This window comes from Tropicibacter sp. S64, assembly GCF_049803835.1.
In the GTDB taxonomy this organism is placed as follows: domain Bacteria; phylum Pseudomonadota; class Alphaproteobacteria; order Rhodobacterales; family Rhodobacteraceae; genus Pacificoceanicola.
On the sequence record NZ_JBNAGK010000010.1, the window covers coordinates 48,722 to 72,462 of the forward strand.

19 protein-coding genes are annotated in these 23,741 nt (G+C 64.6%); 9 read left to right on the top strand and 10 right to left on the bottom strand.

The features are described from left to right. Nucleotides 1-120: 120 nt before the first annotated feature. Nucleotides 121-1,374 (bottom strand): glycosyltransferase family 2 protein, encoded by a 1,254-nt coding sequence (locus tag ACP159_RS16185; RefSeq protein WP_425100761.1) that lies wholly within the window; start codon nucleotides 1,372-1,374, stop codon nucleotides 121-123. A gap of 1 nt (nucleotide 1,375) precedes the next feature. After that, nucleotides 1,376-2,173, bottom strand: coding sequence for a 3'(2'),5'-bisphosphate nucleotidase CysQ (gene cysQ / locus ACP159_RS16190; RefSeq protein WP_425100762.1), 798 nt, complete (start codon nucleotides 2,171-2,173; stop codon nucleotides 1,376-1,378). 123 nt (nucleotides 2,174-2,296) lie between these two features. On the opposite strand from cysQ, the gene ACP159_RS16195 reads away from it, so the two are divergent. Together ACP159_RS16195 and ACP159_RS16200 are read left to right on the top strand one after the other, a co-directional pair. Continuing rightward, nucleotides 2,297-3,127 (top strand): ABC transporter permease, encoded by an 831-nt coding sequence (locus tag ACP159_RS16195; protein WP_425100764.1) that lies wholly within the window; start codon nucleotides 2,297-2,299, stop codon nucleotides 3,125-3,127. A 70-nt stretch (nucleotides 3,128-3,197) separates the two neighbouring features. After that, a complete protein-coding gene (locus ACP159_RS16200) occupies nucleotides 3,198-3,803 on the top strand; it encodes a COG3650 family protein (RefSeq protein WP_425100765.1) in 606 nt (201 codons plus the stop codon). A 2-nt stretch (nucleotides 3,804-3,805) separates the two neighbouring features. Here ACP159_RS16200 and ACP159_RS16205 read toward each other — a convergent pair whose 3' ends face one another. Then, nucleotides 3,806-4,411, bottom strand: a complete 606-nt coding sequence (locus ACP159_RS16205) for an alpha-ketoglutarate-dependent dioxygenase AlkB family protein (RefSeq protein ID WP_425100766.1) — start codon at nucleotides 4,409-4,411, stop codon at nucleotides 3,806-3,808. 203 nt (nucleotides 4,412-4,614) lie between these two features. Between ACP159_RS16205 and dnaK the strand changes: the two genes are divergently transcribed. Both dnaK and dnaJ read left to right on the top strand, forming a co-directional pair. Beyond that, a complete protein-coding gene (dnaK, locus tag ACP159_RS16210; protein WP_425100767.1) occupies nucleotides 4,615-6,537 on the top strand; it encodes a molecular chaperone DnaK in 1,923 nt (640 codons plus the stop codon). An 83-nt stretch (nucleotides 6,538-6,620) separates the two neighbouring features. Next, complete coding sequence (gene dnaJ / locus ACP159_RS16215; protein WP_425100768.1) at nucleotides 6,621-7,766, top strand: molecular chaperone DnaJ; 1,146 nt, start codon at nucleotides 6,621-6,623, stop codon at nucleotides 7,764-7,766. Nucleotides 7,767-7,825: 59 nt separating this feature from the next. Here dnaJ and ACP159_RS16220 read toward each other — a convergent pair whose 3' ends face one another. Then, nucleotides 7,826-9,388 (bottom strand): substrate-binding domain-containing protein, encoded by a 1,563-nt coding sequence (locus ACP159_RS16220; protein ID WP_425100769.1) that lies wholly within the window; start codon nucleotides 9,386-9,388, stop codon nucleotides 7,826-7,828. Nucleotides 9,389-9,409: 21 nt separating this feature from the next. Next, complete coding sequence (locus ACP159_RS16225) at nucleotides 9,410-10,495, bottom strand: translocase (RefSeq protein WP_425100770.1); 1,086 nt, start codon at nucleotides 10,493-10,495, stop codon at nucleotides 9,410-9,412. 450 nt (nucleotides 10,496-10,945) lie between these two features. Here ACP159_RS16225 and ACP159_RS16230 point away from each other — a divergent pair, with 450 nt between their 5' ends. Further along, nucleotides 10,946-11,077, top strand: coding sequence for a hypothetical protein (locus tag ACP159_RS16230; protein WP_425100771.1), 132 nt, complete (start codon nucleotides 10,946-10,948; stop codon nucleotides 11,075-11,077). A gap of 380 nt (nucleotides 11,078-11,457) precedes the next feature. Here the strand turns inward: ACP159_RS16230 and ACP159_RS16235 are convergent, their stop codons facing one another. From ACP159_RS16235 to ACP159_RS16250, 4 genes are all read right to left on the bottom strand, one after another. Next, nucleotides 11,458-12,885 carry a nicotinate phosphoribosyltransferase gene (locus tag ACP159_RS16235; RefSeq protein WP_425100772.1) on the bottom strand — a complete coding sequence of 476 codons (1,428 nt, stop codon included), beginning with the start codon at nucleotides 12,883-12,885 and terminating at the stop codon, nucleotides 11,458-11,460. A gap of 102 nt (nucleotides 12,886-12,987) precedes the next feature. Then, complete coding sequence (locus ACP159_RS16240) at nucleotides 12,988-14,103, bottom strand: NUDIX domain-containing protein (RefSeq protein ID WP_425100773.1); 1,116 nt, start codon at nucleotides 14,101-14,103, stop codon at nucleotides 12,988-12,990. Between the two features lie 151 nt (nucleotides 14,104-14,254). Beyond that, on the bottom strand, nucleotides 14,255-14,515 hold the full coding sequence (locus ACP159_RS16245; protein ID WP_425100774.1) for a hypothetical protein: 261 nt from the start codon (nucleotides 14,513-14,515) through the stop codon (nucleotides 14,255-14,257). Between the two features lie 26 nt (nucleotides 14,516-14,541). Further along, nucleotides 14,542-15,564: a LacI family DNA-binding transcriptional regulator gene (locus ACP159_RS16250; protein WP_425100775.1), complete on the bottom strand. Its 1,023-nt coding sequence runs from the start codon at nucleotides 15,562-15,564 to the stop codon at nucleotides 14,542-14,544. Nucleotides 15,565-15,722: 158 nt separating this feature from the next. On the opposite strand from ACP159_RS16250, the gene ACP159_RS16255 reads away from it, so the two are divergent. The 4 genes from ACP159_RS16255 (at nucleotide 15,723) to ACP159_RS16270 (ending at nucleotide 19,899) form a co-directional block, all read left to right on the top strand. Further along, nucleotides 15,723-16,664 carry a dihydrodipicolinate synthase family protein gene (locus ACP159_RS16255; RefSeq protein ID WP_425100776.1) on the top strand — a complete coding sequence of 314 codons (942 nt, stop codon included), beginning with the start codon at nucleotides 15,723-15,725 and terminating at the stop codon, nucleotides 16,662-16,664. A gap of 60 nt (nucleotides 16,665-16,724) precedes the next feature. Then, complete coding sequence (locus ACP159_RS16260; protein ID WP_425100777.1) at nucleotides 16,725-17,726, top strand: TAXI family TRAP transporter solute-binding subunit; 1,002 nt, start codon at nucleotides 16,725-16,727, stop codon at nucleotides 17,724-17,726. Between the two features lie 64 nt (nucleotides 17,727-17,790). Further along, on the top strand, nucleotides 17,791-19,689 hold the full coding sequence (locus ACP159_RS16265) for a TRAP transporter permease (protein WP_425100778.1): 1,899 nt from the start codon (nucleotides 17,791-17,793) through the stop codon (nucleotides 19,687-19,689). Nucleotides 19,690-19,692: 3 nt separating this feature from the next. Continuing rightward, nucleotides 19,693-19,899 carry a hypothetical protein gene (locus ACP159_RS16270; RefSeq protein WP_425100779.1) on the top strand — a complete coding sequence of 69 codons (207 nt, stop codon included), beginning with the start codon at nucleotides 19,693-19,695 and terminating at the stop codon, nucleotides 19,897-19,899. A 1,087-nt stretch (nucleotides 19,900-20,986) separates the two neighbouring features. On the opposite strand, the gene secA is transcribed toward ACP159_RS16270, so the two are convergent. Further along, on the bottom strand, nucleotides 20,987-23,707 hold the full coding sequence (gene secA / locus ACP159_RS16275) for a preprotein translocase subunit SecA (protein WP_425100780.1): 2,721 nt from the start codon (nucleotides 23,705-23,707) through the stop codon (nucleotides 20,987-20,989). Between the last annotated feature and the right edge of the window lie 34 nt (nucleotides 23,708-23,741).

Below are 23,741 nucleotides of genomic sequence, written 5' to 3' on the forward strand. Positions count from 1 at the left end.
TAGCTCCTGATCTATTCGGTCGTTCGGGTTATCGCACGGATGCTGCACAAGCACTATAGCGGTTTGACTTGTATAATAGAGCACTTCAGGTGATTTGGCGAATTTTGCCACACAAACAGTTTAATTTTGGGGCCAATTGTCCTCTAAAGCGCCACGAACCGGCGAAATTCGGCGGATTTCAGCCTTGACCCGAGTGGAGAACCGCCAAAGTTGCAAGCGCCGGGAGTCGCGGGTGCTGCGGCCGAAGAGTCCGCCGCGCTGTTCCCAGACCCCAGCGTCGGTGAACGTGGTGCGATGGGGGCGGCTGGTGCGCGAAAACAGAAAAAGGCTGACAGTGGCGCCATCTTGAACCTGTGCGGCGGCGGCTTCGCGCAGCGTTGCGGCCTGCCAGAGGCGTCCGGCCAGGACCCTGTGCGGGGCGCCGGGGCGACCCGGAAAGGGCAGGAAGGGCTCGCCTGACTCCGTCCGCGGCAGCAAGGGCTGGGTCGGACGGGTCGCTCCCTCCCTGGCTCCGCGTGACAGCCCGCGCATCAGCCGCCAGACATCGTCCGCGCCGAGCGGGCCGGATTGCAGGAGTCGCAGCAGCCGCAGACGCTGCGCCGTGCGAAACGCCTTCCAGGCGGCTTTGCGCCGCCGGTCCGGAGCATGTTTGCGCAGGAACAGCATTTTCGACGCGCCGATTTCGGTCAGGTCGCGCGGCGTGCGGTCCGCGGAGCGGCGGGCGCTTTCCGCATAGCCATGGTGGACCCGGGCAAGCGGCACGATGGCCGTCTTGTGTCCGGCCTTGGCGAGCCGCAGGTTCAGGTCGGTCTCGTCGAGATAGAACCGGAAACCCGGGTCGAAACCACCCAATTCCAGAAGCACGCGGCGCCGGACGGCCATGTTCGTGCCCTCGGTCTTGATCGCCAAACCCGGCTCGGGTTTGCGGATCGCGGGGGCATCGCCGGAGAGCGGCAGGTCCTGTGCCTCGCCGCTCGCGTCGACTGTCCGGGCTGTCCACTGGAAGGAAATGCCATTGCGGCCAATCACATACCCCCCGGCGGCGGCGACATCCGGGTCCGTGAATGGTCCGACGAGGTGCTGCAGCCAAAGCGGCTCGGGCACCGCATCGTCGTCGATGAAGGCGACGATCTCGCCCGCAGCCCTGTCGATGCCGACGTTGCGGGCGGCCGAGATGTTGGGTTCGTCGAAAGGTGCGCACTTCAGCCATTTGGCCTGTGGTGAGGCTTCCGCCACGGCCATGCCCGCCGGGCAGGCGACCACGATCACCTCGAAATTCGGGTAATCCAGTTGCGACAACCCCAGAAGGCACCGTGCCAGCGCCCGTGGCCGCTCCCGGCTGACCACGACGACGCTGACAGGCGGGCGATCCAAATCAGGCCTCTTTCAGAACCACGCCCGGCGCATAGGCGATGAAGAACGGGTTGGCGAAACCCGGCTTGCCATAGGCCAGCGCGCTGTGATCGTCGAACCGCACGACGCGGCCCCCGGCCCCCGCCAGCACGGCATGGCCTGCGGCGGTGTCCCATTCCATGGTGCGCCCGACGCGCGGATAGAGGTCCGCCTCGCCCGTCGCGACAAGGCAGAACTTCAGGGACGACCCGGCGCTGGTCATGTCCCTGACGGCGTACTTGCCGATGTATTCGTCGGTCGCCTGATCGCGGTGCGACTTTGACGCCACGACCATCAGCGCATCGTTGTTCGGCTCGGACACGCGGATCGGTTTCGTCTCGCCCACCGCGTCGTGAGAGAACGGGCCGAGCTCTTCCAGCGACATGCCGGTGCCATCGGTGTAGAACATCCGCTGCTTTGCCGGAGCGTAGACCACGCCGCGAGTCGGCACGCCGTCCTCCACCAGGGCGATGTTGACGGTGAAATCGCCGCGCCGGTTGATGAACTCCTTGGTGCCGTCGAGCGGATCGACGATGAGGAAGGTCCGTGCGTCCACGTCATGACTGTCTGCCTGCTCCTCGGTGACCAGTGCCACGTCCGGGAAGGCTGCACGCAAGCCGGCGGAGATCAGGGCATCGGCGGCCTCGTCCGCTTCGGTCACGGGGCTGGCATCGGACTTCACCTTCACCTCGAAATCGTCGGAGTTGTAGATGTCCATGATCTTGTCGCCCGCTTCGAGCGCAAGACGCCGCATGACCCGGGTCAGCTCGGAATAGTTCATCGTGGCGCTCCTTTCCCGCGGATGCGCGGATTCATTGATTTGAAAACTCACCCGCCTTATGCTGCCTGACAACGAGAACGGCAAGAAGCCGGCGAGCCATACCCGCATCGGAGCAGTGTGCGCATGTTTCAGGTGACCAAACCGCGGTCGAATTTCGGCTCGGCGATCTACATCGGCGAGTTGATCTACCACAATTCGGTCCGCGCCGTCCGCAAGACCCATGGCAATGCGATCATCGCGGTGCTGATGAACATGCTGCAGACGGTCATCTTCGTGCTGACCTTCTTCTTCATGTTCAATGTCCTCGGGTTGCGCGGTGCGGCGGTCCGCGGCGACTTCATGATCTACATCATGACCGGCGTCTTCCTCTACATGACCCATTCGAAAACCATGGGCGCGGTGGCGGGGTCCGAAGGGCCGGCCAGCCCGATGATGCAACATGCGCCGATGAACACGGCCATCGCCATCGCCTCGGCCATGCTCAGCACGCTCTACGTGCAGGTGCTTTCACTCGTGGCGATCCTCTTTGTGTACGACGTGGCGTTCAACCCTTTCGTGATGATGGAAATTCACGACCCCATCGGCTGCATGGCCATGGTCCTGCTGTCGTGGTTTTCCGGTGCCGCCATCGGCATGGTTGTTCTGGCAGCGAAGCCCTGGGCGCCGACCCCGGTCAGCATCATCTCCACGGTGTACCAGCGCGCCAACATGATCGCGTCGGGCAAGATGTTCCTGGCCAATTCGCTGTCGAGCGGCATGTTGGCGCTGTTCGACTGGAACCCGCTGTTCCACACCATCGACCAAGCCCGCGGGTATGCCTTCGTCAACTACAACCCGCGCAACTCCGACTGGGAGTATGCGCTTTACGTTTCCATCGTGCTGCTCATGATCGGACTGATGGGCGAGTTCTTCACCCGCAAACACGCGTCCGCAAGCTGGAACGCGCGTCGGTAAGGCATTCAGGACTGGGGCGGGGCCGGGCTTCGCGGTAATCTGGGGCAGTCTCTCGAAAAGGAGTGCCGCGATGCGCCGTCTTTGCCTGCTGTTCCTCTGTCTGCCGACCCTCTCCCTGGCGCAGGATTTTCCAGCGCTGCATTCTGTTACCGGGGTCGCATCCGACGACGTTCTGAACATTCGCAGTGTTCCGAGCGGCAGTTCGGAGATCATCGGCACGCTCGCCCCGGACCAGACCGGCGTAGAGGTGCTGCGCCTCGATGACAGCGGCGCGTGGGGGCAGGTGAACAGCGACGAGATGGCCGGTTGGGCCTCCATGCGATTCCTCGAAGCCACGCCGGGCGGCAGCCTGCCGGAGCATGGCAGCCTGTCTTGCGGGGGAACGGAACCATTCTGGGGCCTGGACGTCACCCAGGGCGGCGAGGCGGTCTTTGACAGCCCGGAAGGCGGCTGGACCCTGTCCGCCGGTCCGCTGATCCCGGCGGGCGGGCGGCCCTGGCCCTGGGCCGTGATCGGATCGGGCGGCGACCGGACGATGACGGCGGTCATCACGCCGGAAGCCTGCTCGGACGGGATGTCCGATCGGGAATACGGGCTCTCGATCACCGTTGTCTCGCAGAGATATGGCGAAACCGAAGTGGTCAACGGCTGCTGCCTGCTCGGCGGAGTCCGGTAAGCTCAGGTCACAACCCGCAGCGTCAGGTTGATCCGCCCGCCGTTCGGCAACAGCGAGGACGAGCCGAACCGGATCCGGTCCACGCCGTGATGGGCGAGTCGCGCCGCGCCGCCCATGACCACCACATCGCCGGACTTGAGCCAATGCGAGGTGGTCTGCCCGCCGCGCTCGACATTGCCCATGCGGAACAGCCCCTCGTCGCCGAGCGAGACCGACAGCACCGGCGCGGCAAAATCCGCCTCGTCCTTGTCCTGATGCAGGCCCATCCTCGCGCCCTCTGCGTACCAGTTGATCAGGCAGCACTCGGGTTGCCTTGCGCATCCTGACAGCGTGTCCCAGATTGACAGGACCGAGGCCGGGATCGGCGGCCATTCCATTCCTTCCGGGTGCTTCGGCTCGTAGCGGTATCCGCGCCTGTCCGTCACCCAGCCGAACCGTCCCGCTGCGCTCATCCGCACCGACATCGGTTTGCCACGCGGGGTCACCGGCTGATAGAGCGGCGCCATGGCCAGCACGCCGCGCAAGTCCGCCACCAAGGCCTCTTGTGCGGTCCGGTCCAGATAGCCGGGGAACAGGCGGAACCCCTTGATCGTCAGCTCATCGGTCATGCAGCGTCCCATTTGTTGTGCAGGAGTTGCGATTTTCCGGACAATTGCGCCCTCGCCAGCGCTTGCAGGGCCGGAATGCCCTCCTTATATACCCTCCGAAGCCGCTTTCGGGGCAAGCCCGAAGGCCTTTGCACTGCGGGGCAGGATGCCGTAACGGGTCCGACGTCTCGTGATATCGCCTTGACTACAGAAAGGGATCGAAAATGGCCAAAGTGATCGGTATCGACCTCGGCACCACCAACTCCTGCGTAGCCATCATGGATGGCAGCAGCGCACGCGTCATCGAAAACTCCGAAGGCGCACGCACCACCCCCTCGATCGTCGCCTTCACCGAAGACGAGCGTCTCGTGGGTCAGCCGGCGAAGCGCCAGGCTGTGACCAACCCGGAAGCCACCGTGTTCGCGGTGAAGCGCCTGATCGGTCGTCGCACCACCGACCCGGAAGTGACGAAGGATCAGAAGATCGTTCCGTACAAGATCGTGGACGGCGGCAACGGCGACGCCTGGGTCGAAGCCCGCGGCGAAAAGTACTCGCCCTCCCAGATTTCCGCCTTCATCCTGCAGAAGATGAAGGAAACCGCCGAGTCGTACCTCGGCGAGGACGTGACGCAGGCGGTCATCACCGTTCCGGCGTATTTCAACGACGCCCAGCGTCAGGCCACCAAGGACGCCGGCAAGATCGCCGGTCTCGAAGTGCTGCGCATCATCAACGAGCCGACGGCTGCGGCGCTGGCCTATGGCCTCGACAAGCAGGAAACCCGCACCATCGCGGTCTATGACCTTGGCGGCGGTACCTTCGACGTGACCATCCTCGAGATCGACGACGGGCTGTTCGAAGTGAAATCGACCAACGGGGACACCTTCCTCGGCGGCGAAGACTTCGACATGCGGATCGTCAACTACCTCGCGGACGAGTTCAAGAAGGCCAACGGCGTTGACCTGACCCAGGACAAGATGGCGCTGCAGCGTCTGAAGGAAGCCGCCGAAAAGGCGAAGATCGAGCTGTCCTCCTCGTCCCAGACGGAGATCAACCAGCCGTTCATTTCCATGGGGTCCGGCGGCCAGCCGCTGCACCTCGTGATGAAGCTGACTCGCGCCAAGCTGGAAAGCCTCGTCGGTGACCTGATCAAGAACTCGATCAAGCCGTGTCAGGCGGCGCTCAAGGACGCGGGTCTGTCGACCTCCGACATCGACGAAGTCGTGCTCGTCGGCGGTATGACCCGCATGCCGAAGGTCATCGAAGAGGTGACGAAGTTCTTCGGCAAGGAGCCGCACAAGGGTGTGAACCCGGACGAAGTCGTCGCCATGGGCGCCGCCATCCAGGCCGGTGTTCTGCAGGGCGATGTCAAGGACGTGGTCCTGCTTGACGTGACGCCGCTGTCGCTCGGTATCGAAACGCTGGGTGGCGTGTTCACCCGCCTGATCGACCGGAACACCACGATCCCGACCAAGAAGTCCCAGGTCTTCTCGACCGCGGAGGACAACCAGTCGGCCGTGACCATTCGGGTCTTCCAGGGTGAGCGCGAGATGGCGGCCGACAACAAGATGCTCGGCCAGTTCAACCTCGAGGACATCCCGCCGGCCCCGCGCGGCATGCCGCAGATCGAAGTGACCTTCGACATCGACGCCAACGGCATCGTGTCCGTGGGCGCGAAGGACAAGGCAACCGGCAAGGCGCAGCAGATCACGATCCAGGCGTCCGGCGGTCTGTCGGATGACGACATCGAACGGATGGTGCGCGAGGCGGAAGAGAACGCCGACGCGGACAAGGCCCGGAAGGAACTTGTCGAAGCCCGCAACCAGGCCGAAAGCCTCATCCACTCGACCGAGAAGTCGATCGAGGAGCATGGCGACAAGGTCGACCCGTCGACCGTGGAGGCCATCGAACTGGCCGTTGCCGCGCTCAAGGACGAGCTGGAGAAGTCCGATACGACGGCTGACAAGCTGAAGTCCGGCATTCAGAACGTGACCGAGGTGGCGATGCGTCTGGGCGAGGCGATCTACAAGGCGCAGGCGGAGTCCGGCGACTCCGACGAGCCGATGGCTGCCGACGCGGCTGGCGGCCCGGGCGAGGACGACATCGTCGACGCCGACTTCGAGGACCTTGACGACAACAAGCGCGCCTGAGGCGCAGCTGTCGGAACCCGAGTTGGGGCCGGTCCGGACGCCGGACCGGCCCCTGACTGTTCCGGGCTTAAGGAGGGCAGATCATGTCCAAACGTGACTACTACGATGTGCTCGGAGTCTCCAAGGGCGCGTCGGCAGACGAAATCAAGAAGGCCTATCGACAGAAGGCGAAGGAACTGCACCCGGACCGCAACAAGGACAACCCGGAGGCGGAAGGCAAGTTCAAGGAGGCAAACGAGGCTTACGAGGTCCTCAAGGACGCCGACAAGAAAGCGGCTTATGACCGTTTCGGCCATGCGGCCTTCGAAGGCGGCATGGGCGGCGGTGGCCCGCGTCCCGGCGGCATGGGCGGCAACGGCGATTTCGCCAGCGCCTTCTCCGACGTGTTCGACGATCTCTTCGGCGACTTCATGGGTGGCCGGCAGGGCGGGCGCCAGCGGGCCGCGCGTGGCGCCGACCTGCGGTATAACCTGCGGGTGACGCTCGAAGAAGCTTACAACGGCCTGCAGAAGACCATCAATGTGCCGACGTCGGTGCAATGCGGCTCCTGCAAGGGCTCCGGTTCCGAAGGTGGCGCCGAACCGACCACCTGTCCCACCTGTTCCGGCATGGGCAAGGTGCGGGCGACGCAGGGATTCTTCACCGTCGAGCGCACCTGTCCGACCTGTTCGGGCCTTGGCCAGATGATCAAGAATCCGTGCAAGACCTGCGGTGGCAATGGCCGCGTGCACAAGGATCGCGCGCTGTCGGTGAACATTCCGGCGGGCGTCGAGACCGGCACGCGCATTCGGCTGGCCGGTGAAGGCGAGGCGGGGATGCGGGGCGGCCCTCCGGGCGATCTCTACATCTTCATCGAGGTGGAGAAGCACAGGATCTTCGAACGGGAAGGCGTGGAATTGCATTGCCGGGTGCCCGTGTCGATGATCGCGGCGGCGCTTGGTGGAGACATCGAGGTGCCGACCATCGACGGCGGTCGCAGCCGGGTCAAGATCCCTGCCGGGTCGCAATCGGGCCGTCAGATGCGTCTTCGTGGCAAGGGGATGCCGGCCCTGCGCGGCGGCAACCATGGTGACATGTTCATCGAACTGGCTGTCGAGACGCCGGTGAACCTGACCAGCCGCCAGAAGGAACTGCTGCGCGAGTTCGAGGACCTGAGCGAGGACAACAACCCGGAAGCCTCCAGCTTCTTTTCCTCGGTCAAGAACTTCTGGGATTCGATGAAAGGCTGAGGCCCGCGCATCGGTATCCGAAAAGGCGGCGCTTCGGTGCCGCCTTTTTCGTCCGCGGCCTACTCCAGCCAGACCTCGACACGCCGGTTGGCCTGCCGCCCCCAGGTGCTGTCGTCGCAGGCCATGGGCATTGCCTCGCCAAACGCGTCGCTGGCCATGACAACGCGACTGAGGTCCGCGGTTTCCGCCGCCTCCACAACGGCAAGACGTACGGCCTCGGCCCGCTTCTGCGCGATGCGCAGGTTGCCTTCGGCCGGGCCTTGCCCGTCCGAGAAGCCGACGAAAAGCATGTGCCGTCCGTCATAGGTGCCAGCCTCCAGCGCGCGCGCGAGATGTTGCACGTTGGAGCGGGACTGTGCGTCGAGACGCGATGCCCCGGGTTCGAACCGGAAGGACAAGGTGAGCCTGCGTTTGCCCGACAGGGTCTTCGCCATCCGTTGCAGTTCCGAAAGGCCGCTCGTGCCATCTGCCACGGCTATGGCGTTGCGGAAGCGATCGCCCTGCAGGTCGATCGGCACCTCCTCAGGCGCCTGGTCGACAAATCCGGCGCGGCGAATGACGATCTGCGCCGAGGTCGATCCGGTGTAGGCCAGGAACTCCCGCGCCAGCGCGGGCAGGCGGCGCGCGGGCAGGTAGAGGAACATCGGCGCGGTCAGCGGGAAATCTTCCGTCTTGATCGTGCGCCGCGCGGCGTTGAGCCGGAAGCCGCAGGGTCCCGTGAGGTCGAGCGGCTTGGTGTTGCCGATCTCGGAGTAACTGGCCAGACCGATGCCGAAGGGGTCGCGGGCGATGGCCTCGGCGAGGGCGGTATTGCTGTCGTGGCGGATGATGCCATCCGTCAGGGTCACCCGCGCGGGTTTGACCAGCCGGTCCTCGACTCCCTGCGCCAGTCCCGACCCGGGATTGCGCAGGTGTATACTTATCGGCGCATCGGGGCCTCCCAGCGTGGCCCAGTTCGTCAGTGTCCCGGCAAGGATGCGTGACAGGTCAGTGGGCGAGATCGCATCCACCGGATTGCCCGGCGCGACAATGGGCACCATCGCGTCGAGCGCGAGGACGCGGCTGCGGTTGTGCTTCTGCAGATCGCCCAGACCAGCCTCGTGCGCCCGGGTGATCTCGGCCCGGCGGATCTCGCGGAGTGCCATGACGATGTCGGCGTTGTCGCTCAGCAGATCGGCGAAGCCGGTGTCGGTGTTGGTGAGGTGGAAGAAGAACCGCCCCACGGTCTTGCCTGTGCCGCCTTCCTTGAGGTGATAGGTGAAGGTGTCCGGTCCGGTGGTTTCGCGGCTGGTGGTGAGACCGCCGCGCAGCGCAAAGGCTTCGATCAGTGCGGGCATCAGGACAGCGCCCATGGTCTCGGAGCCGGAGACCGTCAATTCCGCGACGAAATCGGTCAATGAGGGACAACCGACGCCCTCGCAGAGCACGCCGGAACTGTCCACGGTCAACTCGCCGTATTGCGTCTGAAGCCGGTAAAATTCGCCATCGAAGCCGAGAAGTGTGCCGGTCAGTTCGACGCCGCCATCGCGCGAGCGGAGCGTGATATCCTGCGCGGACGCATGGGAAACAAGGCCGATGAAAAGGAAAAGTGCGGCGAGGGCCGCCGCACAGAACTGTCGCATGGATGACCCGTTTGCCGTGGCTTAGCGTGCGGCGACTTTCATGTCTTCGACGATGTTTTTCAACACCAGAAAATCACCAACGCTGTCACAGGCCGGGATTTCCAGCGTCAAGTCACCCACACGCAACGGGCTGCCTTCCCGGATGTCCAGGGTCTGCGCCTCGACCTGGCGGTCGCAGTTGGCTTCGGTGACTTCCGCCTCGATGGACATCAGCACTTCGCCGGATTTCTTCGCCGTGCCGACGGGGAAGGAATAGACCTCGACCATCAGAGACTCCGGGGCATCGCGCTGGCCAAGGCGTACGAGGAATCCACCCTCACCGGCTGCAGCGGCACCGATGTCGCCCGCAGCTTCGGCCCAGACGTGGCCAGGCGTGAAATACGCTGCGTCGAACTCGCGGGCATGCAATTGCAGGCCGGTTTCGCCTTTCCACTGCACCGCGACGCGGTCGTAGAAGGGCAGGGACGACACCTCGGCGTTGGCCGTCGCACCTTCGCCGTTCACGAAGGCGGCGATGAAGAGAGCATTCTCCGACAGCGCGGGAACGGTCACGTCCAGAGTGCCTTCGGGCGACATCACCTCGGTGAACATCATGCCCTGATGGTGGATCGTCACGCGTTCGTCGGCATGGCAGGAGGCCGTCAGCGACAGTTTGACCATGGCCCCTGCGGCAGGCTCCGCCTGCATGCCCATGTCGCAGGCGAGAGCCGGTTCCGCACGCGCGGCCGGGGCGGGCGCGACCGGCAGCATCTGCTCCGGTGCGGTATTCTCCGCGGCTGCCATCTCGATTTCCTCGTCGATGGCCTCCGCTTCCTCGGTTCCGACGTCCGCGGACTCGATGGACGGGATTCCACGGTTGACGGTGATCGGCTCGCTGCGCGCGGTCGGTTGTGCCGGAGGCTGGTAGGCAATGCCCGCGCCTTCCATGGGTGGCAGGGGCGAGCCGAGGCCGGATGTGGTCAGGGTGATGTCCGTAACCTCGATCGGGCCGGACGTGCCGCCCGACTGGCTGCCGGGAAGCGAGAAGCCGAATTGCATGATGTAGCCGATGCCAAGGGCACAGACGAGCGTCGCGCCACCGAGGATGTAGCTCTTGGAACGTGCCATGACGGCCTCCCATGGTTAACTCATTGGGAATTTCTGCCGTCAAAACAAGGCACGGTTACGGCAGGCGCACGGAGTCATTGCGACATTTGCGGCGCAATGTTGGCAATGACTCCGCGTTCCGGGCCGCTTTGAAGATGACGGCGAAGTTCGTCCCAAATCGAAACACGTTTGTCGCGAGGCCTGTATGAAGGGGGGGCGATAGGCTCCGCTACTTCATTTCATGGTTGGGTCTGCGTAATAATATGCGGCAGCGTGCGAGGCGTGCTTCAACCAGATGCAGGTGCCCACGAACCGGTCGAGATTTCCTCTGCCATCAATGTCCACACCCGCTGCCTGCCGGCCTTGCTGATCGTCCCCGAAGGCACAGTGATCACCTTGGCGCTGACCTTGGAGATGATCTACTCGGACAAGTCCGAGATCTCCGACGCCATGGGCTGAGACTATCAGGGGATGGAATACGATGCGCCCGATCTGATCGCCGAGTATCGCTGCTGCGTCTACATCACCGACCCGGCTTGCCACATCCCGAACTCGCTCGGGATCACCAAGAGGGGGGGCCTGCCGGAGAAGTCTTGGCCGTAGCCGCTCATCGAACGGGTGTTCAGGACCATGCAAGAAAAACGCCTCTCCCGGTTCAGGCAGGACCTTCGGCGACATGGGTTACGCGGTGAGAACGATGCCCGGGCACGGGCGACCCTGGAGCCGTCGGACTTCCTGAAGTGGATGGTGCTGTGGGGCGCCAGCGACCAGGCGCCCACTTGGTTCCTTGTCGAACTCACCTTCGACCACGCCGGACGCGCGTGTTTCGACAGAATGCGATGGCACGCATGGCAATTGCCGTAAACCACGAGGTCCCGGCATTCTGGGCTACTCGCCGACGCGAGTCCGATCATTCGTACCCAGCGCGGTCCAGGACCGGTGGATCTGCCCGCGCGGCATACGGGCAGATCGCTCGTTTCAGCTTACACCCCGGCCCTTGCGCGCACCTCCTCCAGCGCCCAGCGGCGCAGCAGTTGCCCGTCTCGGAATACCGGTCTCAGGGCGTCGGCACCGGCGGGGATGTTCTCCTGCCGGCGGGCCGCCATGGCGCCGCTGTCCGACAGCAGGACGCCCTGCCGCCCGCGCTTCGACGTCTTGCTCCCGCCGGCCGTCACCGGGTCCTTGAAGATGTCGCGCCACTGTCCGTCGATCAGGATGGCCGAGGCCTTCATGGCATAGCCGAAGCTGTCGCGGTCGACCTTCTGCAGCAGTGCGCCGCCCATGCCGAAGGCGATGTTGCCGATGGCCAGCCTGCGCGCCATCATCGCCTCCATGATCTCGACAAGCGACGTGGCGTTGATCCCGTCGCCCTGTATCACCCGCACCTGGGGCGGCAGCAGGCGGTAACCCTGCGCGGTCATCTGGCAGCCGAACCGCGCCATCAGCGCCTCGATCACGTCCGGGACGATCTCGACCGGGTCACCGGAGTCGGGCCGGATCACCAGAGTCCCTTGCCGCGCCATGACCTTGGCCTCCAGGGCATCGCCCCAGTAATTGCGGATGGCGCGGAACAGGTCGTAGCTGTCCGAGACGCAGGCGATGATGCCCGTGGGGTTGGCGTCGAGGAAGCGCTCCATCTGCCGCAGTTCCCCATCGGGACCAAGCGCCGTCATGGTCGAGTGCTCCGTTGCGGGGATCGAAAACCCGGCCATGTCAGCACCATAGAGGTTGCGCGCCAGCACGAGCGCCGGGACGGTATCGGTGCCACGCGAGGCCACGAGGTGCGCCAGCCCACCAAGCGCGGCGGCCTCCCGGCTCGACGCGCCGCGCGCGCCGAAGTCGTGCAGCTTGAACTCGGCCCCCGCGTCGCTGCCGTCGGTCAGCACGAGGCGCTCCCTGATTGCCTTGACAAGAAAGTGCGAGACCGAGGCGACCGTCGTGGGATACCACACCGCCCGCAACAGCCGGGTTTCGAGGAAACCCACCAGCCAGCCAAAGCCCGGCGCGGTGTTGCGGATGCGCAGTTGCGGGATGCGCACGGGGACGCGCGTCCCCTCCGGCAAGGCGTCGATCTCGATGGGCAGGCAGCCGCCGAAATCGTCGATGATCCGCTGCCAGCCGTGCAGGTACACGTCAAACCCGTGCGCCTTCAGCACCGGCGCCGCCTGGTCCAACGCGGCTTGCGTCACCACCGGGCCCGCGAGGCGCGCCAGTTCGACCTGCAAGCCGAAGAACACGAGCCGGTCGATCTCTCCAAAGGGGCTGCGCGCCTCGATGTAGGACGACACGGCCTCCGTCCCGTCCGGATACTGGGCGTAGTGCGACAGCTTGTAACTGTCGGTATCGAAAAGGATGTTGTCGGGATCGAGCGCATCGTCAAAGAGCGCCGCAAACGGCTTTGTCTTGGTCATTGTCCGGTTCCTCCTCGGATGGACGTGTTCGAGGGACGGACCTCCCGGCCCCCGTGATTGCCCGCTTGTGCCCAGACAGGGCCCGGCGCGGACGACCGGATCTTACAGAGCCTGCAACTGCGCCATCAGGATCGAGCCGTAGGATACGGCCACCTCCGGGATGAAGTGCTGCAGGATGTCGAAGTGATCCTCGAAGATCCCGTCCGGCGTGACCTGGTCGAGCGGCATCCAGAGCGCCTTGTCGGCATCATCCGCGCCCTTGACCTTCTCCATCGGGTTGCGGTCCTCGAGCTGGAAGAGGAAGGCCTCGGTCCTGACCCAGCCGCGTTCGGACCGTTCCGGATGGTCAAAGACCTGCCGTGCCCGGATGCGGTTGGCCAACAGGCCCGGGGGCACGTCCAGCCGGGTTTCCTCGCGCAGCTCGCGGATGGCGGCCTGTTCGGCGGTCTCATCGCGGTTGAGGTGCCCGCCAGGCAGCGCCAGCGTGCCCTTCCCGGGCTGCACCCCGCGCCGCACCATCAGCACGTGGCCGGACTGCACAACCACCGCATCGGCGGTGTTGATCGGGATCGGGTAGCCAAAGACTTTCTCCGCCGCCTCCGTCCCGGCGCGGTAGCGCTGGATGTAGGTGGCCTCGGCGCGCACGGTCCGTACCGCTTCGGGATTGGCGTCGATCCAGCCCTGGAAGGCCGCGACGGAAGCCGCGCCGAAGGTTTCGACCAGGTCGCCCGTGGCATTGTCCAGCAGCAGGGCACGCCGCAGGTCAGTGGCGTTGATTACCCGACCAGCGTGTTTCAAGGGCTCCACCGGCAGCGCCTCCCATTCCGGGAACCACTTGAGATAGCGCGAGGATTTGTCCTTCTCGAAGCCGGTCAGCAGGACCTTGACGGCCTCCTCCTCCCAGCCACGGGCCCGGATGTACGCCTTCACCGCCATGCGGACATTCGCCGCCCAGGCACGGTCTGAATAGAGCGTGTCGATCAGCGGCAGAATGTCGAGCCGGGCCTCCAGCCCGGTGACCACCTTGCGCACCAGCGCCTTGCGCTCGTCGAAACTCAGCGGGTTGCGGAAACTGCGTGGCCGGTAGGCGCTGCCGACGAGCAGGAGCACGTCATTGGCGGCACGCGCGGCGGTTTCCAGGATGTGCAGGTGGGCCTTCGTGACAGGGTTGACCCGGCCGATCATGACGGCCAGAACCCGCGTGTCGGGGTCTTTCATCAGTGCGTCCTCCGCTCTGCTATGTCGAAGCACTCCGGACCTCCCGGAATGCCGTGGCCGCACCAAAAGCCGAAAAGCTGTATTTGGCAAGCGGAATCGTTGCGAGACCAGCTTCCCGTGCTCAGGACTCCGAACCGGGAAACTGCGCCAACTACTGCCCTGACCATCCTCTCAAATAGTGATTCACATCCGGAGCCGAGAAACGACCTTCGCTGCGGCCACCATCAGCGGCGGCAATGCGCAGGAAACGGTCACCGAGGACTTTGACGCCATCTCGGCTTTCTGGTCGGCAAATGGTCAAATATGTAAACGCGCCCTGGTTGCCGTTTTGGGCGGTCGGTCGTGGCTTGCCCGCAAGTCTTGTCCCGAGCGTCACATTTTGTCGCCCTGACACCGGAATCAAGGTTTCCATCCGTGACGGGCGAAAGCCCGGCGATGCTATGTGAGGGACCTGGTTGATTTCCGTGGGATCAGGCTCGGGGTGATCTTCCTGACGGTCGCAATGTCGCCGTCATCGAACAAGAGCTGCAGGGCCACTTCGGCGACGCGATCGAAGGGGACGCGCACTGTCGTCAGCGGAACCGGCAAGCGGCTGACGATCGGGATGTCGTTGTAGCCGACCAAAGAGATATCATCGGGCACGGAAAGCCCGGCGCGGGCGATGGCGGACATGCTGCCGATCGCCGTGTTGTCGTTGATGGCAAAGATCGCGGTTGGTGGATGCGCCAGAGCCAGAAGGGTTTGCGCCGCCGTTTCGCCGGATTCGATGCTGAAGGTCGACGGCACGACAAGCTCGGGCGCGGCGTCGATCCCGGCTTCGGACAGCGCCTGCCGATACCCGGCGAGCCGCCCCAGCGAACTGGTGGCATAGTCCGGCCCGGCAATGATTCCGATGCGGCGGTGGCCAAGGTCGATCAGGTGCCGCGTCGCCAGATAGCCGCCCAGCTGATCGTCCCCGACCGAAGCCGCGCTGGCCCCGTTGTGGCGCAGCGCATAGACGAAGGGCACGCCGCGGCCGCGCAATTCATCCCCGAAGTGGTCACCCTCGCGGGCGGTCGTCAGGATCAGGCCATCGACGCCCCGACGGATCAGCGCCTCGGCGGCCTTGCGGCTGGCCTCGGGGTTGTCGTCGGTGGTCGCCACGATGGCAAATCGGCCCTGTTGCGCTGCGGCGGCACTGACAGCTTCGTAGAGCATCGCCATGACGGTGTCCGTCAGGCGCGGCACGATCACCCCGATTGTGCCCGTCGATCCGCGCCGCAGGTTGGCCGCCGACAGGTCGCGGATATAGCCCAGCTTGCGGGCGATGTCCCGCACATGCCGTGCCTTTGCTGAGTCGTTGTTCGGAAGCCGCTCGTCCAGCATCCGGGAGACGGTGGATTTCGAAACGCCGGCTTCGCGCGCAACATCGTGAAGTGTTACCCGCGCCTTTGTTTTCATGGATGTTTCGCCGTCAGCCATGGGATCTCCTCCGACGCGGTCTGCGCCGATACCCAAAACTAGCACTTGACAGGCGCGTCTGGCAATGCATTTTTGGGAACGTTCCCGCAATCGTTCCCAAACGGGAGTTGCAGCGCGGGTCAGACAGTTTCTTGAACGCATCTGGAGGAGTTTCCGACATGCAACCCATGGATATGCGCGGCCTGAATCCCGCACCCGTCACCGCCTTCAACAAGGACGGCTCGCTCGACATGGAGGCGAACATCCGCATCGCCAAATGGCTGGCCAGCTTCGATCAGGTCAAATCGCTGGTCATCCTCGGCCACGCGGGTGAGGGCACCTTCCTGACGCCGGACGAGCGGCTGGACCTGATCCGTGCCTACAAGGATGCGGTCGATATTCCGATCATCGCGGGCATCACCGGCGAAGGCACCAAGGTTGCCGCCGAAGAGGCCAAGCGGTCGTTCGATGCCGGTGCGACCGGCGCGCTGGTCTATCCGAACCACGGCTGGCTGCGCTTCGGCTTCCAGAAGGGCGCGCCGCAGGACCGCTACAAGGCGATCTACGAAGAGGGCGGTCTGCAGACCATTCTGTTCCAGTACCCCGATGCGACCAAGGCGTCCTACGATCTGGACACCCAGCTGGACATCGCCGCGCAGCCGGGCTGCGTCGCCACCAAGAACGGCGTGCGCAACATGAAGCGCTGGTACGTCGAGATCCCCGAGCTGAAGAAAGCCCAGCCCGACCTGCAGATCCTGTCCTGCCATGACGAATGGCTGCTGCCGACCATGTTCGACGTCGACGGCCTGCTGGTCGGCTACGGCAACATCGCGCCGGAACTGCTGATCGACCTGATCGCCGCAGGCAAGGCGCAGGATTATACTGCTGCTCGCAAGGTGTTCGAACAGCTGCTGCCCGTCACCCGCGCCGTCTATCACCGCGGTTCGCACATGGAAGGCACCGTGGCGCTCAAGATCGGCCTGCGCCACCGTGGCCTTCTGGATCACGCGACCATCCGCGAGCCGCTCAAGGATCTGGGCGAGGCCGCCGAGCGCGAGATCGAAGCCGCCTTCGACGCCGCCGGCATCGGCCGCGTCGATCTGGCGATGGCTGCCGAATAAGAGCAAACCGTTTGCCCCCGGTCCCGTGCCGGGGGCAGATTGGCCACAAGGGAGGAAACCATGTTCAATTTCAAATTCAACGGTCTGCGCCTCGCCGCGACCGCGACCATTGCGGCGGCAATCGCGGCGACGTCCGTCGCCGCGCAGGACGTGCGCATCGGCGCCATGCGCGAAGGCTCGTCCTGGTACGTGTTCGCCGCGACGCTGGAACAGATCATCGAGCCGATCCTGGGCGACAACTCGGTCGAGGTCATCGCGCGGGGCGGCGGCGTCGCCAACCCGATGGTCGTGCAGGGCGGCAAGGCGGAAATCGCGCTGTCCAACGTCGCATCGGCGGTCTGGGCCGCGAACGGCGACGACGTCTACCAGGGCATGAGCGCCCCGGACATCCGCGCGCTCGTCGGCGGCCTGAACAACGTCTATGTCGGCGTGATGGCCAGCAAGAGCTTTGTCGATCAGATGGGCACCACGGACCTCGCGGCGATCATGGCCTCGGGCAAGCCGGTGCGCGTGCTGATGAAGCCGGTCGGGTCGTCCGCCGTTCCGGTGGCCGAGATGATCTTTGAAGGTCTCGGCACCTCGGTGGACCAGATCAAGGCCAATGGCGGCGATATCATCCAGGTCGATACCGGCCAGATCGCCGACCAGATGCGCAACGGCAATGCCGACATCTACATCGACACGATGATCAAGGGGCACCCGACGATCACCGAGGTCGCGCTGACCACCGATGTCGTCTTTCTCGACATCCCCGACGCGGCCATGGCGCTTCTGGAAAAGAACGGCCTGACACCGGGCAGCTACGGCCCCGAGTGGTACAAGGGCCAGACCGAGGCGACGTCCGGCGCCAACCTGGGCACCGTCCTGATCGCCAACGCCAGCCTGGACGAGGAAACGGCCTACCAGATCACCAAGGCGATCATCGAGAACGCCGACGCGCTGAAGGCGTCGCATGGCGCATGGTCCCGCTTCGATCCGGCCAAGGCGATGCTGCCCGAGAATGTCGGGATCGAACTGCATCCCGGTGCCGCGCGCTACTACCGCGAAGCCGGCCTGATGTGATCCACAGGCGCGGCCGCATCACGGCCGCGCCCCCCCTGACGCGATGTGCCAAACAGAGGAGATCATGCGCGCCATGCTGTCCCGCAACCCTGCCCACGCCATCGCCTTTGCGATCGGCATCGCCTTTGTCGCCTTTCAGGTCTGGCTGCTGTTCGAGGCCCAGCAACCGCTTCTGGAACGCCCTGTCCACCTGACCGCCGCGCTGGTCCTGTTGTTTCTCTACAAGCCGCTGAACGCCCCGGCGCTGCCGCGCTGGCTGTGCGTAGCCATTGACGCCGCGCTGATCCTGGGCGCCCTGGCGGTTCTGGGCTACTACCTGACCGGGTTCGAGCGGCTGACCACCCGGATGGAGAACGTCTCGCCGATCTTCACCACCGACATCGTCTTTGGCGGTCTGCTGGTCTTCCTGCTGCTCGAAGGGTCGCGCCGCGCGGTTGGCATGATCCTGGTCTGGGTACTGCTGGCCTTCATCGCCTATGCGTTCTGGGGCAATATCCTGCCCGGCTGGCTGCAATTCCGTGGCTTCGGCGTTGAGGCCGCGACAGAGATCACCACCATGACCACGGCGGGTGTGCTGGGCATCACCACCTCGACCTCGGTCAGCTTCATCTTCTATTTCATCCTGTTCGGCGCGTTCTACTCGGCGGTGGGAGGTGGCCAGCTGTTCATCGACCTCGCCATCCGCGCCGCCGGTCGTGCCACGGGTGGCACCGCCAAGGCCGCGATCATCGGTTCGTCGCTGATGGGGTCCATCTCGGGCTCCGCCGTGGCCAATGTCGTGTCCACCGGCGTCTTTACCATCCCGCTGATGAAGAAGACCGGGGTGCCGGATCATCGCGCCGCCGGGATCGAGGCCATCGCCTCGACCGGGGGGCAGCTGATGCCGCCGATCATGGGGGTCGCCGCCTTCATCATGGCCGAGCTTCTGGGCATGCCTTATGCGCAGATCGCCTTGGCGGGCCTGATTCCGGCAGTTGCCTTCTACCTTGCGCTGCTGCTGGTGGTCGACCTGACCGCGCGGCGCGACGGCGTCCGCGCCATGACCGCCGCCGAGATCGCCGAGATCCCCGCACTGTTGCCGCGCCTGCACCTGATCCTGCCGCCGCTGGTGCTGATCGGACTGCTGGTCAGCGGCTACTCGGCCTCGTATTCCGCCGTGATCGCCTCGCTGGCCTGCCTCGTGACGCCATTCCTGCGCCGCACCACCTGGATCGGCATGACAGAGGTCAAGGAGGCCCTGCGCGACGCGCCGCGCCAGGCCGCCGAGGTCGCCGTGCCCATCGCCGCCATCGGCATCGTGATCGCCGTGGCCGTCCAGTCCAACCTGGCGCTGAAATTCGCCGGATCGCTGCTGTCGCTCTCCGAAGGCTCGATCTACCTGTCGCTGATGCTGGCCATGGTCGGCTGCATCGTCATGGGCATGGGCCTGCCGACGGTCGCCGCCTACATCATCGGCGCGGTGCTGTTCGTCCCGGCCATCCAGAAGCTGGGCATCGAGCCTCTGGCCGCGCATTTCTTCATCTTCTACTACTGCGTGCTGTCGATGGTGACGCCGCCGGTGGCGCTGGCCTCTTTCGCGGCCGCCGCCGTGGGGCAGGCCTCGACCGTCAAGACCTCGCTCTCGGCCTTCGGTCTGTCGCTGGTCGCCTTCTTCGTGCCCTTTGCTTTTGTCTTCGATCCCGGGGTTCTGGCCCAGGGGTCGCTGGCCCGGATCGGCTTCAGCGCCCTGTCGCTGCTGGTCTCGACCGCGCTTTGGGCCGTGGCCTTTGGCGGCTGGTCGGGCAGGCCACTGGGCTGGGCCACGCGCCTGCCGATCGGGCTGGCCGGGTTGGTGGCCGTGATCGCGCCGTCAGGCTCGCTGCCCTGGCTGATCGCGCTGTGTGCGGGATGGTTCTTGACCATCGGTGTCGCCGTGCTGTCGCGGCGGACCAAGTCAGCCGCGCTGCCGAACCCTGCGGAGTAATCCATGACCATCCTGCACCGGCCCGAAAGCGGCATTGTCAAGAGGTCTGGCAGAGTGACGATCCGGCAGGTCACGGAGCATCCGTTCATGTTCGTGGATGCCTTGGGATCAGGCGACGTCGTTCCTGCTGCGGATCTCGCACCGGACCGGCAAACCGCGGATCTGTATCGAGTCCGTGCCGGGCGCGGCTCTGATTCAGCTGATCGATGAGACCGATCCTGCGGGTTGGTCGGTGATCCCGGCGCACGACGGGCGCAGGGTCTACCATGTCCCCGCGCAGACAGGCAAATGCGTCAGCCCCCGCGACAGCACCGTCGAAACCCCCGTGCATTTCGGCGCGGACGTCGATCCATGTCGTGTCCCCCATGATCCTCGGCATCCAGAGTGACCGAGCGACCCTTCGATCTCGCAAAGCGTCGGTGTCGACGTCGATGTTCCTCTGTGCCAGAGCCGTTCGGCGGCGGTAGAAAGTCCGGAAAAGTTTACCGTCCAAGATGCGTTGGCACGGTTTCGACACACGCCGCGCCTTTCGCGGCCGGACAAAGATCGGGTTTCCAGTTTCGGGACTGCACGGCTATTCGCAGCGAGATCGTTGGTGCGCTGCCGAACACTGCCCGCCATGAATGAGGGAACGCCAGCACCTATCCGGCCGTCCGGACCAGACTGCTCACGCGGCACCAACCATGGATCTGCGGCCAGGATTTCGCACGGATGCATCACGAAAAACGTCTGCGTCGCCCACTTGAGGCCGAAATTTCAGCATATTTACAGAAACTTGCAAGAAAACAGAAAAACCTCTTGTGAAACCGTCGTCCGTTTTCACAAGTCCGACATATTTGGTTCGGGTCAGCGGAACCACGGACTGACGGAACCAACGCGGGAGCACGAAACGCAGGACAGGACGACTGAATCCATACTGTCTGATCCGGCCCAGAGGCACCGTTTCGCGGTCGCCTGATCGTGCCCCTGCCATCACCGCGGATCGTGGCCCTTCCCGCGGCCGAGGGTAAAGACCTGCATCCTATCAGCGCCGTCTGCCAGCGAAAGGCCGGCAAGACTACCGCAATAGTGAAAACAGTCATGGCCGGCGAGTTGCCTGCCTCCCGGACGTCGAAGGCGACTGGCTTGGCCTCAGTCGTCAAGCCAGTCGATGAGGCCCGGGCGATCCGCGACGCGCAAGAGCGTCCCGAATTTTCCTATCCGCCAAGGGTCCGCGCTGCGGACCCTTTATCGTTCCTGGTTTGTCGAGAGGCCCGGTTCTCGGACATTCTTCTCCAAGTTTGTCACGCTCGGCGTATCAGGCCAGGCGTCCGTGACAGTGCTTGAATTTGTTGCCCGAGCCGCAGGGGCAGAGGTCGTTGCGCGAGGGGTTGCCCCATGTCGACGGATCGGTCTCGTCGAATCCGGGGGCCGCTTCGCGTGCGCCTTCGTCCTCGCCGGTCGGCAGGACCGGGTCATGCCGGGCGCGGGCGTCCTGCGCGGCCTTCTGCATGGCGGCCTGCTGTGCGGCGAGCTGCTGCATCATGGCCTGCTGCTCTTCCTGCGTCATTGGCCGGACCTGCGACAGCTGTCTGGTGACCTGCTCGCGCAGGCCTTCGAGCAAGCCTTCGAAGAGTTGGAATGCCTCGGTCTTGTACTCGTTCAGCGGATCGCGCTGGGCATAGCCCCGGAAACCCACGACAGAGCGCAGGTGTTCGAGGGTCAGAAGATGCTCGCGCCACTTCGTGTCTATGGTCTGCAGCAGCACCTGCTTCTCGATCTGACGCATGGTGTCCGGTCCGAACGCTTCGGCCTTCTCCGCCATCATCTGGTCCGATGCCTCTTCGAGCCGCTCGCGGATCACGTCCTGATCGACTCCGTCCTCATCGGCCCACTGGATCACCGGAACGTCGATGCCCAGCTTCTCGATGCAGGCCGCGTAGAGGCCCTGGGCATCCCACTGGTCTGCGTAGGCCTTGCGCGGGGCGTAGGTGTCGACCAGCTCGTCGATGACCTCGTGGCGCATGTCCTCCACGACCTCGGACAGGTCCTGCGCTTCCATGATCTCGCGGCGCTGGGAGAAGATCACCTTGCGCTGGTCGTTCATCACGTCGTCGAACTTCAGCAGCTGCTTTCGGATGTCGAAGTTGCGGCCCTCGACCTTCGCCTGCGCGCGTTCCAGCGACTTGTTCACCCAGGGGTGAACGATGGCCTCGCCCTCTTTCATGCCGAGGCCCTTGAGCACCTTGTCGAGCCGCTCCGAGCCGAAGATGCGCATCAGGTCGTCTTCGAGCGACAGGTAGAAGGACGAGCGGCCCGGGTCACCCTGACGCCCCGAACGGCCGCGCAACTGGTTGTCGATGCGGCGGCTTTCGTGGCGCTCGGTGGCCAGGACAAAAAGCCCGCCGGCGTCCTTGACCGCCTGTTCGTCGGCCTCGTGCTGCGCCTCGATTTCGGCCCGGATTTCGTCCGGGTGACGCTCGGGGTTTGCCGCGATGGCTTCCATGATCTTGAACTCGACGTTGCCGCCGAGTTTGATGTCCGTACCCCGGCCCGCCATGTTCGTGGCGATGGTCACAGCGCCAAGCTTGCCCGCGTCGGCGACGATCTGCGCCTCTTGCTCGTGCTGGCGTGCGTTGAGCACGTTGTGCGGCAGGTTTGCGGCCTTGAGCATCTGGCTCAGCATCTCCGACTTCTCGATGGAGGTCGTGCCGACCAGAACCGGCTGGCCCTTCTCGTGGGCCTCGGCGATCTTTGCGACGATGGCCTCGTACTTCTCGCGGGCGGTGCGATAGACGGCATCGTCGTCGTCGATCCGGGCGATGGGGCGGTTGGTCGGAACTTCGACCACGCCGAGGCCATAGATTTCCATGAATTCCTCGGCCTCGGTCGCGGCGGTGCCGGTCATGCCGCCAAGGCGGTCATAGAGGCGGAAGTAGTTCTGGAACGTCACCGAGGCGAGCGTCACGTTCTCCGGCTGGATCTGACAGCCTTCCTTGGCCTCGATGGCCTGATGCAGGCCCTCGGACAGGCGGCGTCCAGCCATCATGCGGCCGGTGAATTCGTCGATCAGGACAACCTCGCCGTCGCGGACGATGTAGTCCTTGTCCTTGGTAAAGAGCTTGTGCGCACGCAGGCCCTGGTTGACGTGGTGCACCACGGTGGTGCTTTCCGGGTCATAGAGCGTCTGGCCTTCGGGCAGGATGCCCCGGGCGTGCAGCTGTTCCTCGAGAAACTCGTTGCCCTCGTCGGTGAAGGTGACGTTCCGGGTCTTCTCGTCGATGGTGAAGTGATCCTCGTTCAGCTCCGGGATCAGCTTGTCGATGCCGAGATAGAGGTCCGAGCGGTCGTCGGCGGGGCCGGAGATGATCAGCGGCGTCCGCGCTTCGTCGATCAGGATCGAGTCCACCTCGTCGACCACGGCGAAGTAATGGTCGCGCTGGTTTATCTGGCTCAGCTCGGACTTCATGTTGTCGCGCAGGTAGTCGAAGCCCAGTTCGTTGTTCGTGGCATAGGTCACGTCACAGGCGTAGGCGGCCTTCTTCTCGGCCTCCGGCTGGCGCGGGTAGACGACGCCGGTGGTCATGCCGAGGGCGCGATAAACCTTGCTCATCCAGTCCGCGTCGCGCTTGGCGAGGTAGTCGTTGACCGTGACGATGTGCACACCGCGCCCGGTCAGGGCATTGAGGTAAGCGGGGAAGGTGGCAACGAGGGTCTTGCCCTCGCCCGTCTTCATCTCGGAGATGTTGCCCTGGTGCAGGAAGATTCCGCCCATCAGCTGCACGTCGAAGGCGCGCAGGCCAAGAGCGCGCTTGGCGGCTTCCCGGCAGTTTGCGAAGGCTTCGGGAAGGATGTGATCGAGGCTCTCGCCGTCCGCCACCCGTTTCTTTAATTCCTCGGTCTTGGCGATCAGGCCCGCATCGTCGAGCTTTTCGAACTCGGGTTCCAGCGCGTTGATCTTTTCGACCAGCGGGCGCGTGGCCTTGATCTTGCGATCGTTCGGACTGCCGAACACCTTGCGCGCGATTTTTCCCAGCATGCTGTCGTACCTGTTCCCAGCTTCGTGTGCGGCA

Bases quoted from the DNA above. Each gene is read 5' to 3' on its own strand.
- cysQ (WP_425100762.1), bottom strand. From the start codon at position 2,173: ATGAACTATTCCGAGCTGACCCGGGTCATGCGGCGTCTTGCGCTCGAA.
- ACP159_RS16195 (WP_425100764.1), top strand. From the start codon at position 2,297: ATGTTTCAGGTGACCAAACCGCGGTCGAATTTCGGCTCGGCGATCTAC.
- ACP159_RS16200 (WP_425100765.1), top strand. From the start codon at position 3,198: ATGCGCCGTCTTTGCCTGCTGTTCCTCTGTCTGCCGACCCTCTCCCTG.
- ACP159_RS16205 (WP_425100766.1), bottom strand. From the start codon at position 4,411: ATGACCGATGAGCTGACGATCAAGGGGTTCCGCCTGTTCCCCGGCTAT.
- dnaK (WP_425100767.1), top strand. From the start codon at position 4,615: ATGGCCAAAGTGATCGGTATCGACCTCGGCACCACCAACTCCTGCGTA.
- dnaJ (WP_425100768.1), top strand. From the start codon at position 6,621: ATGTCCAAACGTGACTACTACGATGTGCTCGGAGTCTCCAAGGGCGCG.
- ACP159_RS16220 (WP_425100769.1), bottom strand. From the start codon at position 9,388: ATGCGACAGTTCTGTGCGGCGGCCCTCGCCGCACTTTTCCTTTTCATC.
- ACP159_RS16225 (WP_425100770.1), bottom strand. From the start codon at position 10,495: ATGGCACGTTCCAAGAGCTACATCCTCGGTGGCGCGACGCTCGTCTGT.
- ACP159_RS16230 (WP_425100771.1), top strand. From the start codon at position 10,946: ATGGAATACGATGCGCCCGATCTGATCGCCGAGTATCGCTGCTGCGTC.
- ACP159_RS16235 (WP_425100772.1), bottom strand. From the start codon at position 12,885: ATGACCAAGACAAAGCCGTTTGCGGCGCTCTTTGACGATGCGCTCGAT.
- ACP159_RS16240 (WP_425100773.1), bottom strand. From the start codon at position 14,103: ATGAAAGACCCCGACACGCGGGTTCTGGCCGTCATGATCGGCCGGGTC.
- ACP159_RS16245 (WP_425100774.1), bottom strand. From the start codon at position 14,515: ATGGAAACCTTGATTCCGGTGTCAGGGCGACAAAATGTGACGCTCGGG.
- ACP159_RS16250 (WP_425100775.1), bottom strand. From the start codon at position 15,564: ATGGCTGACGGCGAAACATCCATGAAAACAAAGGCGCGGGTAACACTT.
- ACP159_RS16255 (WP_425100776.1), top strand. From the start codon at position 15,723: ATGCAACCCATGGATATGCGCGGCCTGAATCCCGCACCCGTCACCGCC.
- ACP159_RS16260 (WP_425100777.1), top strand. From the start codon at position 16,725: ATGTTCAATTTCAAATTCAACGGTCTGCGCCTCGCCGCGACCGCGACC.
- ACP159_RS16265 (WP_425100778.1), top strand. From the start codon at position 17,791: ATGCGCGCCATGCTGTCCCGCAACCCTGCCCACGCCATCGCCTTTGCG.
- ACP159_RS16270 (WP_425100779.1), top strand. From the start codon at position 19,693: ATGACCATCCTGCACCGGCCCGAAAGCGGCATTGTCAAGAGGTCTGGC.
- secA (WP_425100780.1), bottom strand. From the start codon at position 23,707: ATGCTGGGAAAAATCGCGCGCAAGGTGTTCGGCAGTCCGAACGATCGC.